Here is a 15,549-nt window from a genome sequence, read left to right as displayed (position 1 = left end):
TCGATGCCGCCTCGGGCACGGGAAACCCGGCCGAGCGTCGACTGCCCGGTGGGATACGGTCGCACGCATGTCCGAAATCCCGAGGATCCGCCCCTACCGCCCCGTCGACGAGGACGCCGCGGTCGACGTCTGGTCGCGCGCGGGCCGCGCCGCGCACCCGTTCGTCCCGGGCGAGGGCGAAGGCGAGCGCGAACGCAAGATGCGCGAGATCTACCTGGTCCACGCCGACAACTGGGTGGCCGAGGCCGACGGCAGGGTGGTCGCGCTCCTGGGCCTGCTCGACGCCGAGATCGCGGGCGGAGCCGGCGGCGAGATCGGCGGCCTGTTCGTCGCCCCCGAGGCCCAGGGCACCGGTGTGGGCCGCCTGCTCGTCGAGCACGCGGCGGCGCTGCGTGGCGCGCTGACGCTGGAGGTGTACGAGAAGAACGTCCGGGCCCGCGGGTTCTACGCCCGACTCGGGTTCGCCGAGGAGGGTCGTCGCAGCGACGAGGACAACGACGAGATCCTCCTCAGGCTCGCCCGCCCGGCCCCGCGAGCCTGACCCCGGGGGCCGGGGGCGGGGGGGGGGGGGCCCCCCCCCCCCCGCCCCCCCCCCCCCCCGGGGGGCCGGGGGGGCCCCCCCCCCCCCCCCCCGGGGTGTGCGGGGGGGGGCGCGCGCGGCCCGTGGGCGCGTCCCCGGGGGGGGGGGGTGGGGGGGGGTGGCCCCCGCCCGCGCGGGCCGGCAGGCCATCCCGGGTCTAGCGGCCGTAGTCCCGGCCCACGACCAGAGGCTGTCCGGCGGCGTCCGCGCTCGCCAGATCGCGACCGGCGTCGACGCGACCATGCACCGTGTACTGATAACAGGGGAAGCGGATACAGACCACCGGATGACTCGCGCCGTGGAGCACATCGAACCCGGTGCGGTTGGCGATCGACAACACCGGAGCGGTGATCGTGTAGCCGGCGTCCCGGCGTTCCTCGATCATCCGCGCGGGCACGACGGTCCGCGTGCCGGTCAGGTTCTGTCCGCTGTAGACGCAGAGACTGCCCGTGGGGCAGGAGACGGTGTCCGCGACGTCCGCCCGTGCGGTCGGGGCGAGCGTGAGCGCGCCCAGGACGGTGGCCGCGGCGGCGGCAGCGGCCGTGGTGGCGAGTTTACGAATCATGCGAGTGTCCTCACTCCTCGATGGGTCCGAACGGTTATGCGTCGGTTTTCCGCCGGTTGATCGGCGGGCGTCGACGCAGGCAACGCTCTCGCATCGACAGCGGTGCGTGAAACCTCATTTACGGACAGTGGCGACCCGTGTTGTTTCGGCCATGTCACCAACCGTCGACACCCGCCGCGAACAGGAAGGTAATCATTCGACTACGGGCGGTGAGGCCCGGAAACTCGGCCTCCCGAGGAACGCGGCGGGTCCGCCCGCGGTCTCGCGTCGAGGCCGGAATGCGACCCTCCACCCCGTCGATCCCGGACACCAGCCCATGGCCGAATCGCCACGGTCACCGCCGCGTCCGGCACGAATCGCCTCCGCACCACTTCCTCCGGCCACGCCGGGAGTGGGTCCTCCAGGGCAGGGCAGGCATCCGCCCGATCGACCGGAACCCGGCTCGGGTCCCGGGCAGTTCACGGCGTCGAGGCAGGGCGGGTGCGCATGATGAGGACCTGCGTTTCCGGAATCCGGCGGCGTCCGGGGCCGGTACCCGATGCGTGAGTCGATCGCCTACGACGGCGCGCCCGGAACGACCCGCCGGGCACGCGCCTTCGCCGGGCGCTTCCTGGAGCGGGCCCGGGCGATCGGGGACGTCTCGATCACCACGCGGGCCGCGGAGGTGGTCCCGCTGGTCGTCGACGAGTTGATCGCCAACGCCACCCGGTACGCGCCGGGGCCGTGCCTGCTGGAACTGGAGATCACCGGCCACGACCTGCACGTCACGGTGTCCGACGGCACGCCGACCCTGCCCGTACCGCACACCCGGGACGTCGATCGCATCGGTCGGCACGGTCTGGAGATCGTGCGCGCCCTGTGCGCGGGCTTCGCGGTCGAACCGAACGCCGCGGGCAAACGGGTCCGCGCCCGCATCCCGCTCACCTGACCGCGGCCGCCCACGGCCGATCCCCCGACGCCGACTCGCCGTCCCGGGCCCCGCGGGTGCCCCGACCCGGGTCAGTCCTTGCGGCCCGTGACCGCGACGGTGACGCCGAGGCCGATCATGGTGAGGCCGCCGATCCCACCGACCCGGGCCAGGCGTGTCGGGGAACTCGCGAACCAGGTCCGGGTGGAGGCGGCAACCAGGCCCCAGACGCTGTCGCAGGCCACCGCGATCACGTTGAACACCAGGCCGAGCAGCAACATCTGCGCCATCACGTGCCCCTGGTCGCGGTCCACGAACTGGGGCAGTACGGCGGCGAAGAACACGATGGTCTTGGGGTTGGCCACGCCGACCGCGAACCCCTCCCACAACGTGCGCAGCCCGCCCCGCGCGGGAACCGCACCGTTGATCGAGGCGTGCGGAAACCCGCGCTCCCGCACCGCCTTGACGCCGAGGTACACCAGGTAGGCGGCGCCCACCAGCTTCAGCGCCGTGAAGACCAGTACCGACCGCTCGACGACGGAGCCCACCCCGAGTGCCACCGCCACGACCAGTACGTACGCCCCGATCGTGTTGCCCACCACCGTGGTCAGCGCCGCCCGGCGGCCCTGCGCCAGCGCCCGTCCGACCACGAACAGCACGCTGGGACCGGGTATCACGATCAGCAGGAACGACATGGCCGCGAACGCCGCCAGCCGGTCAATGGACACCATGCGGCACATGAAAGCACGGAGACCACGCACGCGCGCGGCCATTTCGCGTGGGCTCCGGCCGGAGGTTCAGCGCGAGTCCGCCTCGGCGTGGGTGCCCGCCGCCGCGCGGGCCGCCTCCAGGCGGGCGCTCGGCAGGCGGAACGGTGAGCACGACAGGTAGTCGACGCCGACCTCGTGGAAGAAGTGGATGGACGCGGGGTCTCCGGCGTGTTCGCCGCACACCCCGATGCGCAGATCGGGCCTGGCCCGCCGACCCTCGTCGACGGCCAGTCGGACCAGGCGGCCGACCCCGTCCCGGTCGATGCTCTCGAACGGCGAGACGGCCATGATGCCGCGCTCCAGATAGGCGGCGAGGAAGGTCGCCTCGGCGTCGTCGCGGGACAGGCCCCATGTGGTCTGGGTCAGGTCGTTGGTGCCGAACGAGAAGAAGTCCGCCGTCGGCGCGATGCTCCCGGCGGTGAGCGCGGCCCTGGGCAGCTCGATCATCGTGCCCACCGGGCAGCGCACCGGCAGCCCGGCGGCCCGGCCGACCTCGTCGAGCATCCGTTCCACCTCCTCGCGCACCACACGCAGTTCCTCGACCGTGGCGACCAGCGGAATCATGATCTCCGCCCGCGGATCACCGCCCGCGCGCAGCCGAGCGACCACCGCTTCGCCGATCGCGCGTACCTGGGTGGCGACCAGGCCGGGAACCGTGAGCGCCAGGCGTACCCCGCGCAGGCCCAACATCGGATTGGCCTCGTGCAACCGCTCGATCGCCTCGTGCACATGCACGTCGTGCGGCGCCGGCTCCCGGCCCATCGCCCGCGTTCGGGCCAGCCGGACCGCCGAGTCGGTGTGGTCGGGCAGGAACTCGTGCAGCGGCGGGTCGAGCAGCCGGATGGTCACGGGCAGGCCGTCCATCGCCGCGAGGATGTCGGTGAAGTCCTCGCGCTGGAGCGGCAGCAGCGCGTCCAGCGCATGCCGCCGGTCGGCGTCGGTGCGGGCCAGGATCAGGTCCTCGACCAGCGGGCGTCGGGCGCCGAGGAACATGTGCTCGGTACGGCACAGGCCGATTCCCCGGGCGCCGAAACGTCGGGCCCGGGCCGCGTCCTCGGCCGTGTCGGCGTTCGCCATGACCTGCAACCGCCGTACCTCGTCGGCTCGGTCCAGGAAGCGGGCGACCGCCTCGACCACGCCGGCGGAACGGGCGCCGGTCTCCAGGTAGCGGGTGACCGCCGAGGGCACGAGCGGCAGCGCGCCCGGGTACACGGCGCCGGCCGTACCATCCACCGAGACCACGTCGCCGGCCTCGACGACGGTTCCGTCGGCTCCGGTGCAGCGCCCGCCCTCGATGTCGATGTCCAGGTCGGCCGCGCCGCACACGCAGACCTTGCCCATGCCTCGGGCGACCACCGCCGCGTGGCTGGTCTTGCCGCCCCGCCCGGTCACCACGGCCTCGGCCGCGATCATCCCGGGCAGGTCGTCCGGGCTGGTCTCGTGGCGGACCAGCACGACCCGCTCGCCGGCCGCGGCCCGCCGGGTCGCCTCGGCGACGTCGAACACCACCGCGCCGACCGCGGCCCCCGGCGAGGCCGGGATGCCGTGCGCCAACGGCGCGGCGTCGCCGTGCGCGTCGAAGCGCGGGAAGGTGAGCTGGTCGAGTTGCCCGCCGTCGACCCGGGAGAGTGCCTCCGACCAGGTGATCGTCCCCTCGTCCACCAGCGCGCAGCCGATCCGGAAGGCGGCCTCGGCGGTGCGTTTGCCGACCCGGGTCTGCAGGATCCACAACCGGCCGCGCTCGATGGTGAACTCGACGTCGCACAGGTCGCGATAGTGCGATTCGAGCTGCCGCAGGTAATCGGTCAGGCGGGCGTAGGCGGCCGGGTCCAACCCCTCCAGGGCTTGGAGCGGCAGCGCGTCCCGGACGCCGGAGACCACGTCCTCGCCCTGGGCGTCGGGCAGGTAGTCGCCGTAGACGCCGGCGCGCCCGGTGCCGGGGTCGCGGGTGAACGCGACGCCGGTGCCGGAGTCCGGTCCGGAGTTGCCGAACACCATCGCCTGCACGGTCACCGCGGTACCCAGGTCGTCCGGGATGTGCTCGCGCCGCCGATAGACCCGCGCCCGCTCGCCGTTCCAGGATCGGAAGACCGCTAGCACGGCGCCCGCGAGCTGCTCGCGCGGATCCTGCGGGAACTCCTCGCCCGCGTCCTCGCGCACGATCGCCCGGAACTCGTCGACGATCCCGGTCAACTCGCTTACGTCCAGCCCCAGATCGTCCGCCGCGCCCAGGCGCAGCCTGCGCCGGGTGAGCACGTCCTCGAAGCGGGCCGGGTCCACGCCGAGCACGGTGGTGCCGTACATCTGCACGAGTCGGCGATACGAGTCCCACGCGAAGCGTTCCCGGCCGCGGGCCTTGGCGAGGCCGAGCACGGAGGCGTCGTTGAGGCCGACGTCGAGGATCGTGTCCATCATGCCGGGCATCGAGAACCGGGCACCCGATCGCACCGACACCAGCAACGGGTCGTCGGGCCGGCCCAGACGTCGCCCGATCGACGCCTCCAAGCGGGCCAGGTGGTCGGCGATCTCGCCTTCCAGTTCGGCAGGCGGCGCGCCCGTACGCAGAAAGACCCGGCAGGCGTCGGTGCCGATCGTGAAACCGGGCGGCACCGGCAGTCCCAACCGGGTCATCTCGGCGAGATTCGCGCCCTTGCCCCCGAGCAGCGCGGCCTGTTCCCGGGAGCCTTCACTGAAGTCGTACACATACACGCCGGCCATCGGCATCCCTTCCCGCACAGCGGACCGCCTCGGCTGTCTCTCAGGGTAACGCCGGGCCCCGGACCACCGCAGGCCGCGATCCGGCCACGATCGGGCCGCCCGTTCCGACGCCCGCACTGCCCGATGTCGTCGCGCCCGCCGACTCCCACTCTCGGCTTCGGTCTCGGTCTCGGTCGATGCCTCGATGGATCGGCGCGTCGGTGCGTGGGCGCGTCCGCGACCCGCCCGGAGTGCTCCGTCCCGGGCGCGGTCGTGGGTGTCCGTGCGGGTTGTGCGGGATGGGTCGTCCCGTGGGGGTCAGCCGCTGGTCAGGCGGAGCACCAGGTTGGCTCGGTCGATGGCTTCCAGGACGGGTCCGGGTGGGACCTCGGCGGCGTGGGCCTCCTCGGCCAGGGTCTCGGGATCGGCGCGGGCCAGGTCGGCCACCGTGCGGTCGCCGAGCAGGTCGGCCAGTCGGGCGGTGCGGGCGACGCCCAGGAGCGTGCGCGCGGGCATGGCGCGGACGGCCTCGGGGTCGTCCGCGGTCATGACCTCCTGGGCGTGCGACGAGGAGAAGGCGTGCGCGAGGGCCTGTCGGGTCACCTCGGTCCAGCCGGTGAGCCGGTCCTGGCCGGGCTGCCCGCAGTAGAAGCCGTAACCGCCGAAGGACGCGGTGAAGCGACGGTTGCGCAACTGGTCGACGGACAGCCTGCCGTCCGCCGCGACGGTGAAGTCGGCCAGCACCACCCAGGGTTGGGTGGGGCACGGCGGGCACGGGCGGGTGCCGGTCTCCGAGATCCGGGACGAACACCCCGTGGTCTCCTGGCGGCTGTCGTCCTCGCCGTTGACGTACACGTCCGGCAGGGTGTCCAGCACGCCGAGGGCGAAGCCCTCCCGAACCCGGCTGTACTCGCACGCCGTGTCCTCGCAGCCGCAACCGGCCGCCGCCACCGGCGCGGTGAGGCACTCGTCGTAGCGCACCGCGAGGTAGTAGGTGCGCCCGGGTTCGCGCCGCTCGCGCACCGGCGCGCACCAAGGGTCGTCGGGCGGCGGGCATCCGTCGGTGGCGCCGGGCAGCGAGTCGCGTACGTCCACCCTGATCCGGTGGTCGACCACGATCTCGTCCCCGTACGGGCCCAGCAGGTAGCCGGGCGAGACGTCCAGCAGCCAGGGCAACCGGCCGCCGTCGCCGTAGCGGACCGTACGTACGGTCACCCCGCACACCACACCCCACCCGTGCAGCAGCCGGTTGTGTCGGCGCATGCGTTCCAGCAGCCAGACACCGGTCTGAGCGAGGTCCTCCGGGCCGACGAGTTGGCCGCCGAACCAGCGTGGGCGCAGCCGCCCGGTGGCGTTCCGGCCCAGGCAGTCACCGCATCCGCACGCGGAGGAGGTCTCGCTCCCGCCGTCGCAGCCGCAGCCGCCGTGTCCGGCCACTGCGGCGGGCCGGATCGTTCGTTCGTGCACCGTCAACGTCCCTCAGCTCCTCGGTATGCGTCGTCTCGGTGGCGCCCGGCGTCCCGTTTTCCGGGCGGGCGGCACCCGTGCGATCCCGTCGGCCGGCGCAGCGCGCCGGTTGCGGCACTCACTCCGGCGCCACCTCGAAGACGAGGTGCACGAACCCGCCGGGGTCCCCGTCGAAGAGTTCGACGTCGACGCTCGACCGGGCGCCGAGGGCGGACACCGGCCGGGCCGGGGACAGGACCTGCTGCCCGGACCAGATCGAGAAGAGCGTGTGGTTGTCCAGGGCGGTCCCGAGGAAGTCCGCGTCCAGCAACAGCGCCGGCCCGTCCGCGCCCACCGGCGGCACCGGGGCCGCGGCCGAGGACCGCACCTGGAGCAGGAATACGGCGGCCGGTTCGCCGGCGTCCGGAAGCCGCACCCCGTCCACGCCGAACGTGTACGTCACCCTCTCCCCCCGCGAATCGCCGCGGGCGCCCGGGCCCAGGTCCAGGTGCCGGAAGCCGGCGAGCTTGTCCCCGTCCCGCAGGGCCTGGAACAGCCGTACCCAGCCCTGCGGTTCGGCCGACGCGGGGTCGGCCAGGGCCCGGTCCACGGTGAGTTCGACGTGCGGTCGGCGGGTGAAGCGCGTCCAGTCCCGGCGCAGCGGACCGGCCGGATCCAGTCGCGCGGCGCCGTCCGGCCACACCCGCAGCAGCCTGGGCCCGTTCTCCACCTGCTCGGTCGGCGGGGGCGGCGGCGCGAACACATGCAACTCGCCGCCCTGGGTCCCGTTCCCGGACGGGAACGGCGGTACCGCCGCGAGCGGCGCCCGCTCGACGAGGTCGGCCAGGGCGGTGTCCTTGGGGGCGCCGGGAGCCATCGCCCACAGCGTGTCGCGGTTGGCGGCGGTGAGCCCGGTGCCGACCAGGTCGGGGTCCAGCGCCAGGCCGTCCGGGTCCTGAGCGCGCGGCGGCCCGGCGCCGGGCACCCGCGAGGCCACCACGAAGATCGTCTGGGTCAGCAGGCCCTCGCTCTCGAGCCCGACCGTGTACGCCACGCCCTCGCCGGCGGCCGGCACACTCACGTGGGTGAAGGCGCCGCCGGCCCGGGTCAGCTTCAGCCGTTGCGCGCCCGTGTGGTCGAGCTGCCACACGCCCACCCACGGGTCCGGGGCATCGAACGCGGCGTCGGCGAGTTGCCGGTCGAAGGCGATCTCCAGGCGCTTCTCGGCGACGAAGGCGCGCCACGTCGCGGGCGTCGCGTCGGTGCCGACCTGCGGCCACAGCCCGGTGATCCGGGGCGGCAGGATGCGGCCCGCACAGCACGCGTCCACCCGTTCGGCCAGGCACATCAGCAGGTCGAACAGGACCCGGTTGGAGTAGACGACCGGCCGCGCGGTCACCGTGTCCAGGTCCGGCTCGCGCTCCGGCGCGTAGGTGATCGTCGCCAGGACCACGCAGTCGTCGGCGCGGTCGCACTCGTGCTCGACGGTGTCGGCGACCCGCTCGCGGCGGTCGAAGTTCGCGCCGCGCCGGTCCGGGAAGATCGCCGCGCACTGTTCCTCGCTCAGGCCGACCGGGTCCGGTTCGCAGGCGGTGACCCGGATCAGGAACCGTTCCAGGGTCAGCGACGGGACGCACTCCTCGCGGACCTCGCAGTCGACCACCGGGCTGCGGACGAACTCGGTGCCGCACTCGTGCCGGCACAACACGATCGCGACCGTGCCGTCGTGAACCGGGTCGCCCTCGGGTTCGCCCGCGCAGTCGGTGGGTTGGTACGGCTCCTCGACTCGGACCGGGCGGTCCACCACGATCAGCCGGCCGCGGCCGTCCACCGCGACGCCGGGGCAGACGGTCAACCCGCCGTCCGTGTCCGCCTCCACGTCCAGTCCGCACAACACGCCGGGGCCCAGGCCCAGCCGGGCCAGGGTGGCGGAGGTGCTTCGGTGGTAGGACTGTTCGAGCTGCCAGTGCCGGACGTCCATCAGCTTGCCCGGGTAGAAGCGGTTGCGGACCGGCGGGGCGGGGGACGCGTCCTCGCCCCCGTCGCAGCCGCATCCCGTGTCCGCCGCGTGGTCCTGACCGTGCTGACTCACTTGTGCTCAACCCCTTGGAGATGGTCGGGTGGTCGACCCGCGACCGCCTGGTGTGGGAAGCGTCGTGTCGAGGCGTGTCTCGACGGGACCGCCGACATGCGCCGCGGCCGATCCCGGCAGCCGGATCCCGGTGCCGAGCGCGGGTCCGGCACCCGCGGCCCGGTCCGGCGGCGGGCCGGCCACGTAGGTGTCGATGCCGACCTGTCCCGGGATCGCGCCGTGCCGGGCGGCCCGCACCCGCGCGAACACGTGTGCCGGGCGCTCGCGTTCGACCACGCGGGCGATCTCCGGCAACGCGTCGGCGTGTTCCGGCGGGACATGTACGCACACCCGGTGCGCGAACGCGGCGTACAGCGGCAGCCCCCGGTCCTGCGCCGGGATCAGGTGGGCGCCGTCGAGCACGGCCGTGGCGTCCAGGACCGGCGGCCCCGGGTCCGCGACGTGCGTCGCGGTGTCCCGGCCCAGTCCGCCGCTGCCCAGTCGCCAGACCCCGGCGCGAAGCAGCGGTTCGGACAGCCGGACGGCGACCCCGGTCTCGCGGGCGACGGCCTCGACCAGCCCCGCGGGCGTGCCGCGGCGGCCGTGCGCGGTGTACGCCCCGGCGATGTCCGCGCGCCGCGTGGCGGGGTCGGCGGAGCGGGACGGTGCGGCGTCGACCCAGCGGGCGAGCCGGTCCAGCCACGGATCGTCCGGGCGGTCCGGGGCCGAGCCCGGGTCGAGCAAGGCGGGCAGGTCCTCCAGTTCGCGCACCGACGCCTCGTGCGCGCAGGCGAGCAGGCCCAGCAATCGGCCGAGCGTGCCCGAGCCGTCGTCGTCGCCGGTGTAGGCGGCGGGCAGCGCGTCGAGCAGGCCCCGGCCCACGTGTTCGACGCGTACGTCGTCCACGCGCGGGGTTCCGCGTCCGTCGCCGAGCAGTTCGATCGCGATCCACAGTCGGGCGCCGGGGGTGGTCGGGCCGGCCAGGACCCGCACGTCCAGGCCGTCCAGGGGGCCGGCCCGCCAACGGCCCGTGGGGGTCGGCACGGGCGCGTCGTCGGCGTCGGCGCTCGCCGGATCCGGCGGGTCGGGGGTGACCCCCTTCGGCGCGAGCATCGTCCACACCCGCACGTGCGTGCCGGACGGCGCGGGCTCGGCGAGGAGGATTCGGACCCTGTCCCAGTGTTCGACGCCCGGCGGCTCGATCGGCGCGGGCAGTACCGCGACGCCGCGCGTGCCGGTGCGCCGCGCGCCCAACCGGGAGATCCCGGCGGGGCCGGCCACGAACACGCGCCCGCACCGGTCGACGGCGATCCCGGCGAAGTCGCCGCCGGCCAGGACCCGCACCGGTGAGCCGTCGTCCGGGACCGACACGACGCCCGGGCCCGGCACCTGTCCGGCGCCGCCCGCCACGAGTACCCCGTCCGGCACCCGGACGGCCGCGAGGCCGCCGACCCGTACCCGGGCCGCGCGCAGCGCGGGGTCCTCCGCGGGCGGCGGGTCGGTCCACGGCGCGAGGTACTCGCCGGTGTCGGCGAGCACGACCATGGCCCGGGGACGCCGGTGGTGCGCCGATCGGTTCGGCTCGTCGCCGACGATCAACAGCCGCCCGCGGTCGAGCAACCACAGTCCGCGCGGCGCGCGCAGCGCGGCGGGATCCCCCGTGGCCACGTCGAGGCAGCCCAGCACGCACACCATGTGGTCGCAACCGTCCACGCGCAGCACCCGACCGTGGCCCGGATCGGCGACCACGATCGTGCCGTCGCCGAGCACGACCAGCCCCAGCGGCCCGCCCGCCGGGTCCAGGTCCACGCACGCGATCGTTTCCGGTGTCGCCGTCCCCGGGCCCAGCACCAGCCGCTCGCCGTCCGCGCGCACCCCCGCGAAGCGGGCCCCCGGCCAGCGTCCCAGCGTGTTGACCCAGCGGTAGTCGGTCGCGCCGCTCACCCGCCCTCCACCCCCATCCACGAGATGTGCCAGCCCAGTTCGGTGCGCACCAGGTTCGGGGTCTCCAGATCGGCGAGCACCACCGCCGGATTCAGCGGCAGCGTCGTGGTGCCGCCGGCGGCCCCGCCGATCCGCCCGGCGGGCAGCGGCACCACCACGGTCATCCGGCCGGGCTCCGCGCCGTCCACGTAGGGCGTGCCGTCGAGCACGCAGGCCTGGCCACCCGGCGCGGCCGACGCGCTCAACTCCCGATCGCCGTCGAGCCGGACCGTGTAGGCGGGGATGTCGCCGAAGCCCGCCGCGCCGGTGTCGACGACGGTGCGCAGCCCGATCACCACCCCGGAGGCCGGATCCTCGACCGCCGACCACACGGTGCCGAACGCGCTCGTGGCGCCGGTGGCCACGTACGGCGTGGGGAGCACCGCCAGGATCCGGCGCCCGGCCGGATCGGGCGGCGCGGTCAGCGCACAACCGCGCACGGACACCGTCGCGAGCAACACGTCCAGCCCGTCCCGCAGTTCCGCCGGGGTACACCAGCCGACCGTCGGACCGTCCGCGAGCCGCACCGCGCCGACCACGCCGCAGGCCCCGTCCCGGGTCCGCACCGCCGCCTCGTCGTCCTCGGTCCAGCGCAGCGTCAGGCAGAACACCACGTCACCGCCGTCCTGCCCGGCGGCCACCGCCGGCACATCCGACTCGGCGCCGTCCACCAGGATCAGGTCGCGACCGAGCGCGTCGAGCGCGTACCCCGCGCCGATCGCGACGCGCTTGGCACCCCGGGCACCGGTCACCTCCAGGCCGAGTGCGATGCCCCATCCGTGCAGGACCCGGTTGTGCAGCCGACGGCGCGAACGTTCCACCGAGACCGCGTCGTCGAGGTCGGCGGCGGCAAGCACCTGTCCGGCGAAGAAGCTCGGGCGATGCGTCGGCGGCAATGCCGCCCCGCTCGTGGTCGGGCCGGTCATGCGGACTCTCCCCTTCGTCGAGGACCCGGTCGGGCCCCGGGTGGCTCGCCGGCTCGGCGACCGGCTCGGGCATCCGGGCCGGGCCGCGCGCCGGCTCGGCGACCGGCTCCGGCATCCGGGCCTGGCGTGTCGGCGCCCCGACGACCGGGTCCGGCATCCGGGCCGGGCCCGCCCCGGTCCTCGGGCCCCGTCGCGTCGCGAAGATCGCGTGGCACGTACACCACCGGCCGGGTGCACGGCACCGGGCACGGCGGGTCGACCGGCCCGGGCAGCGCCGGCACCCGCCGCGCACTCAGCACGGCCGTCCACGCGAACGCCATCGGCACCGCCGAGACCTTCGGTTGCTCGTCGATGTCGCCGCTCTCCGGCAGCGCGTGCCGCACGGTGAGCGCGAACCCGGTCGTGTCGACGTCGGTGACCTGCGCGGTGCCGGCACCGGTACCGGCCGGCGGCGGCCCCTCGGCGCCGACGAACACCTGCGGCACCTCGGCGAACGGGCGCGCGAAGTCGATCCGCGCCGACCACCGCACGCGCGAGCCCTCGGCGGCGGCCCCGCCCCGGGGCACCCGGCCCGCGAGCAGCACGGTCGGCCCGGGTCCACGCGCGGTGCTCCGGGCGCCGTCGCCGACGTCCAGCCGCCCCGAGTCGGGGTGATAGACCGCGAGCGGCACGTCCCCGAGGCCCACGACATCACCGGGCTCCAGCCGCCGGACCCGACCGCGCGGTCCGGCGCCCGCACGGCGCAGCACCACGGTCTGCGGCCCGACCGCCTCCCCCGGCACCACGAGCACGTCGTCGGCGCCCAGCACGAGCAGGTCGCCGTCGCGGGTGAGAGCCACGCCCGGCTCGACCAGAACCCGCCCGATGTCGAACGTCGACACCGCCAGGCCCACCGCGACACCCCACGTGCGATGCGCGGCACGCGTGTGCCGGGCCAGATACCACGCCTCGTTCGCGGTCAGGTCGCGCAGGTCGACGGCGTCCAGCCGGACACCGACTTCCTCGACGATGCGGTCGGGTGTCGCACTCATCGCCGCTCCTCCCCCCGGACCACGCACACGAAGCGCTCCCCCGGCGGAACCAACACATCGTCGGCGCCCGGCACCAGCAGGTCGCCCTCGCGGGTGAGGACCACGCCCGGCTCGACCGGAACCCGCCCGATGTCGAACATCCACACCGCCAAACCCACCGCGACACCCCACGTACGATGCGCGGCACGCGTGTGCCGGGCCGGGCGCCACGCCTCGTTCGCCGTGAGATCGCGCGAATCCGCGGCATCCGACCGGACACCGGATACCTCGACGACACGATCGGGTGTCACACCCACCTCCGCTCCTCCCCGCGGACCGCGAGCACGGAGTGCTCGCCCGGCACCACCAGCGCCGTCGGCGGTACGCACAACCCGCCGCAGCCGGGCGGCCCGCCATCGGCGCGCAGGGCGAGCGCGGTGACGTGGTCCACGCCGGGGACCTCGTCCAGCACCCGCAACACTTCGCTGCGGTGCACGTCGCGGCCGAACGGCCAGCCCGTGCCACGCGGTCCGCCGGTGATCGGGTGCAGGAACGTGTCGAGCGCGGCGCGCACCGCCGCGGTCGCCGCGATCGGGTCGACGCCCGGAAACAGGGCCACGGTCGTATCCGCGCTCACCACCACATAGCGCGGCCCGGTGACGAACAGCCGGGTGCCCGCCGTGCGCAGTGCGGCCAGGTGTCGGCGCACGGCACGCAGCAGACCCGGTGTGGGCTCGGGTCGCCCACGCGGGAGCGCGGGCACCACGACCGCGGTGACGCAGCCCGACGCGACCAGGCCCGGCAGTCGCGGGTCGGTCTCGGCGAACGCGCGGACCCGGGCGATCCGGGTGCCCGGAGTGTCCAGCGCGCAGCGCTCGATCCCGGCCAGGGTCACCGCGCGTTCGGGCGCGGCCAGCCGCAGTACGGCGGTGTGGGGCAGGTCGTCGAGCGAGTGCGCGTCGGCGGCGGCGAGCGCGTCCACGAGGCGTTCGTGGGCCCACAGCGCGCGTTCGGCGCGGGCCGCCGCCGCGGCGGTGTCCTCGGCGTCGGTGCCGCCCGTCGCCGGGTCGACCAGGGCGGCGGTGAACGCGTCGGGGGCGGGCGGGCCGCCCAGGAGCACGCGGGTGCGCACGTCGGGCGCGACGACCACGGGTGCGGGCGGGGCCAACGTGCCGCCCCGGGCTCCGGAGGTGGTCCGATAGGCGGCGAGCACGGTACGGCCGGCCTCCGGGACCCGGCCCGCGCGGCCGTCGCCGAAGGTCAGCGTCCCGGTCGCGGCGTCCAGCACCGCGTGCAGGTCGGTGCGGCCGGCCGCGTCCAGGTCCGGGACCAGCCGGACCGGTTCGACGCCGCCGCCCGGGTCGGCCAGCCACACCCGGTCCGGGCCGGGTGTCGGCGCGTCCGGGGCCACCGCGCCGCCCGGCAGGGTGAACGTCTGTTCCGGCGCGCCGTCGCCGACGCCGGCCGCGACGAGTTCGGCCGACAGCCGGCCGGGGGCGCCGGCTGTCGGCGCGATCCAGCGCAGGATCCGTACCGGCGGCGCGGCCGGGTCGTCCGCGCGCACGGTCCGCACCACGCGCGCGGTGTCCACGGTGATCGCCAGCGGCACGACCGCGCCCTCCACCAGCGCCGCTCCCCCGGTGACCACGGCCGTCGACGCGACGTCGTAGGCGCCCACCGCCGCGACCGCCAAGCTCGCCTCGACCGCGTCGGCGACCACCCGACGCAACCGGGGCGGCGCGTCGTGCCGACCCCGGTCGAGCCGGCAGCGCAGCCACGCGCGGGTCCCGGCCGCGCCGAGCGATTCGACCGGCAGGCCACCGGGCCCGATCCGCAGCCGCACCGCGCCGGATCGGGTCAGCGCCCGAGTGCGGTCCTCGACGTCGCCGAGCGGCTGCCACCCGCCGTCCACGCGGGCCTCCCACACGGTGTGCGCGCCGTGGTGCGCCGAGGTGCCCGGGTCCCGGACCGAGTCCACGGCATGGGCCACGTCGGCCACGTCGCTCCCGCTCGCGTCCAGGTGGAGCGCGAGCGCGGCACCCGGGGGCAAAGCCCGGTCCAGCCCCAGGAGCAGCGCGGCGCCGACTCCCGGATCGGGGCCCAACGCGTCCACCGCGGCGCCGCCGAGCAGCGTGGGGGTGTGGTCGGTCCACCCGAGGGTGTACGCCGACTCCCGCGCGGTGCCGTCGTCGGTGCCTGCCGCCGTCACCGACGCGCCGGTCAACGGCAGCGCCTCGACCGTTTCCAGGCCGGTCGGAGCGTCCGCCCCGTGCGCGAGAAAGCCCAGTCGGGCGGGCAGTTCGGGCGGTGCGCCGGGCCCGGGCCGGATCGCCAGGACCACCCGTGCCGGGCTCGGCGCGGCCGGGTGCACGCCGAGCAGCGCGAGCAGTTTGCGCCGGTGCCGGTCGGTCACCCGCGAGGCCCGGTAGACGTCCGTGTCCACGAGCCACGCGAGCATCTCGATCACCGCGATGCCGGGATCGGAGTGGTTGTGGTCGGTCCAGCGCGGGCTCTCCAGCGGCAACAACGCCCGCGCCTCGGCGACCAGGTCGGGCCACCGCCGGGTGTCCAGACTCGGAGGGAACAGGGGCATG

The 15,549-nt window shown here is 75.2% G+C and carries 12 protein-coding genes; 2 read left to right on the top strand and 10 right to left on the bottom strand.

Annotated elements, in window-relative coordinates:
* Window positions 1-67: 67 nt before the first annotated feature.
* The gene (locus ACIRL2_RS32980) at window positions 68-541 is read left to right on the top strand and encodes a GNAT family N-acetyltransferase (RefSeq protein ID WP_402236985.1); all 474 of its coding nucleotides are present in this window, start codon (window positions 68-70) and stop codon (window positions 539-541) included.
* A gap of 196 nt (window positions 542-737) precedes the next feature.
* Here the strand turns inward: ACIRL2_RS32980 and ACIRL2_RS32975 are convergent, their stop codons facing one another.
* Complete coding sequence (locus ACIRL2_RS32975) at window positions 738-1,145, bottom strand: peptidase inhibitor family I36 protein (protein ID WP_402236982.1); 408 nt, start codon at window positions 1,143-1,145, stop codon at window positions 738-740.
* A gap of 538 nt (window positions 1,146-1,683) precedes the next feature.
* On the opposite strand from ACIRL2_RS32975, the gene ACIRL2_RS32970 reads away from it, so the two are divergent.
* Window positions 1,684-2,073 (top strand): ATP-binding protein, encoded by a 390-nt coding sequence (locus ACIRL2_RS32970; RefSeq protein ID WP_402236979.1) that lies wholly within the window; start codon window positions 1,684-1,686, stop codon window positions 2,071-2,073.
* Between the two features lie 71 nt (window positions 2,074-2,144).
* Here ACIRL2_RS32970 and ACIRL2_RS32965 read toward each other — a convergent pair whose 3' ends face one another.
* The 9 genes from ACIRL2_RS32965 to ACIRL2_RS32925 all read right to left on the bottom strand — a co-directional run bounded on the left by ACIRL2_RS32965 (window position 2,145) and on the right by ACIRL2_RS32925 (window position 15,548).
* Window positions 2,145-2,783: a LysE family translocator gene (locus ACIRL2_RS32965; RefSeq protein WP_402236977.1), complete on the bottom strand. Its 639-nt coding sequence runs from the start codon at window positions 2,781-2,783 to the stop codon at window positions 2,145-2,147.
* 66 nt (window positions 2,784-2,849) lie between these two features.
* Window positions 2,850-5,540, bottom strand: a complete 2,691-nt coding sequence (gene ppdK, locus ACIRL2_RS32960; RefSeq protein ID WP_402236974.1) for a pyruvate, phosphate dikinase — start codon at window positions 5,538-5,540, stop codon at window positions 2,850-2,852.
* A gap of 297 nt (window positions 5,541-5,837) precedes the next feature.
* Entirely contained in the window at window positions 5,838-6,986 is a 1,149-nt protein-coding gene (locus tag ACIRL2_RS32955) for a hypothetical protein (RefSeq protein ID WP_402236972.1), read from the bottom strand.
* A 118-nt stretch (window positions 6,987-7,104) separates the two neighbouring features.
* Window positions 7,105-9,057, bottom strand: a complete 1,953-nt coding sequence (locus tag ACIRL2_RS32950; RefSeq protein WP_402236969.1) for a hypothetical protein — start codon at window positions 9,055-9,057, stop codon at window positions 7,105-7,107.
* Between the two features lie 6 nt (window positions 9,058-9,063).
* Complete coding sequence (locus ACIRL2_RS32945) at window positions 9,064-10,980, bottom strand: phage tail protein (RefSeq protein WP_402236966.1); 1,917 nt, start codon at window positions 10,978-10,980, stop codon at window positions 9,064-9,066.
* Window positions 10,977-11,945 carry a hypothetical protein gene (locus tag ACIRL2_RS32940; protein WP_402236963.1) on the bottom strand — a complete coding sequence of 323 codons (969 nt, stop codon included), beginning with the start codon at window positions 11,943-11,945 and terminating at the stop codon, window positions 10,977-10,979. The genes ACIRL2_RS32945 and ACIRL2_RS32940 overlap by 4 nt, the downstream gene beginning before the upstream one ends.
* Window positions 11,942-12,976 carry an H-type lectin domain-containing protein gene (locus ACIRL2_RS32935; RefSeq protein WP_395873234.1) on the bottom strand — a complete coding sequence of 345 codons (1,035 nt, stop codon included), beginning with the start codon at window positions 12,974-12,976 and terminating at the stop codon, window positions 11,942-11,944. Before ACIRL2_RS32935 ends, ACIRL2_RS32940 begins: the two co-directional genes overlap by 4 nt.
* On the bottom strand, window positions 12,973-13,266 hold the full coding sequence (locus tag ACIRL2_RS32930) for a hypothetical protein (RefSeq protein ID WP_395873233.1): 294 nt from the start codon (window positions 13,264-13,266) through the stop codon (window positions 12,973-12,975). Before ACIRL2_RS32930 ends, ACIRL2_RS32935 begins: the two co-directional genes overlap by 4 nt.
* Window positions 13,263-15,548, bottom strand: coding sequence for a hypothetical protein (locus ACIRL2_RS32925; RefSeq protein ID WP_402236960.1), 2,286 nt, complete (start codon window positions 15,546-15,548; stop codon window positions 13,263-13,265). Before ACIRL2_RS32925 ends, ACIRL2_RS32930 begins: the two co-directional genes overlap by 4 nt.
* Between the last annotated feature and the right edge of the window lies 1 nt (window position 15,549).

Origin of the sequence: Embleya sp. NPDC127516, assembly GCF_044765325.1 — a bacterium.
GTDB lineage: Bacteria > Actinomycetota > Actinomycetes > Streptomycetales > Streptomycetaceae > Embleya.
The sequence above is the reverse complement of the archived record's forward strand: the minus strand, read 5'-3'. Positions and strand labels throughout refer to the sequence as shown.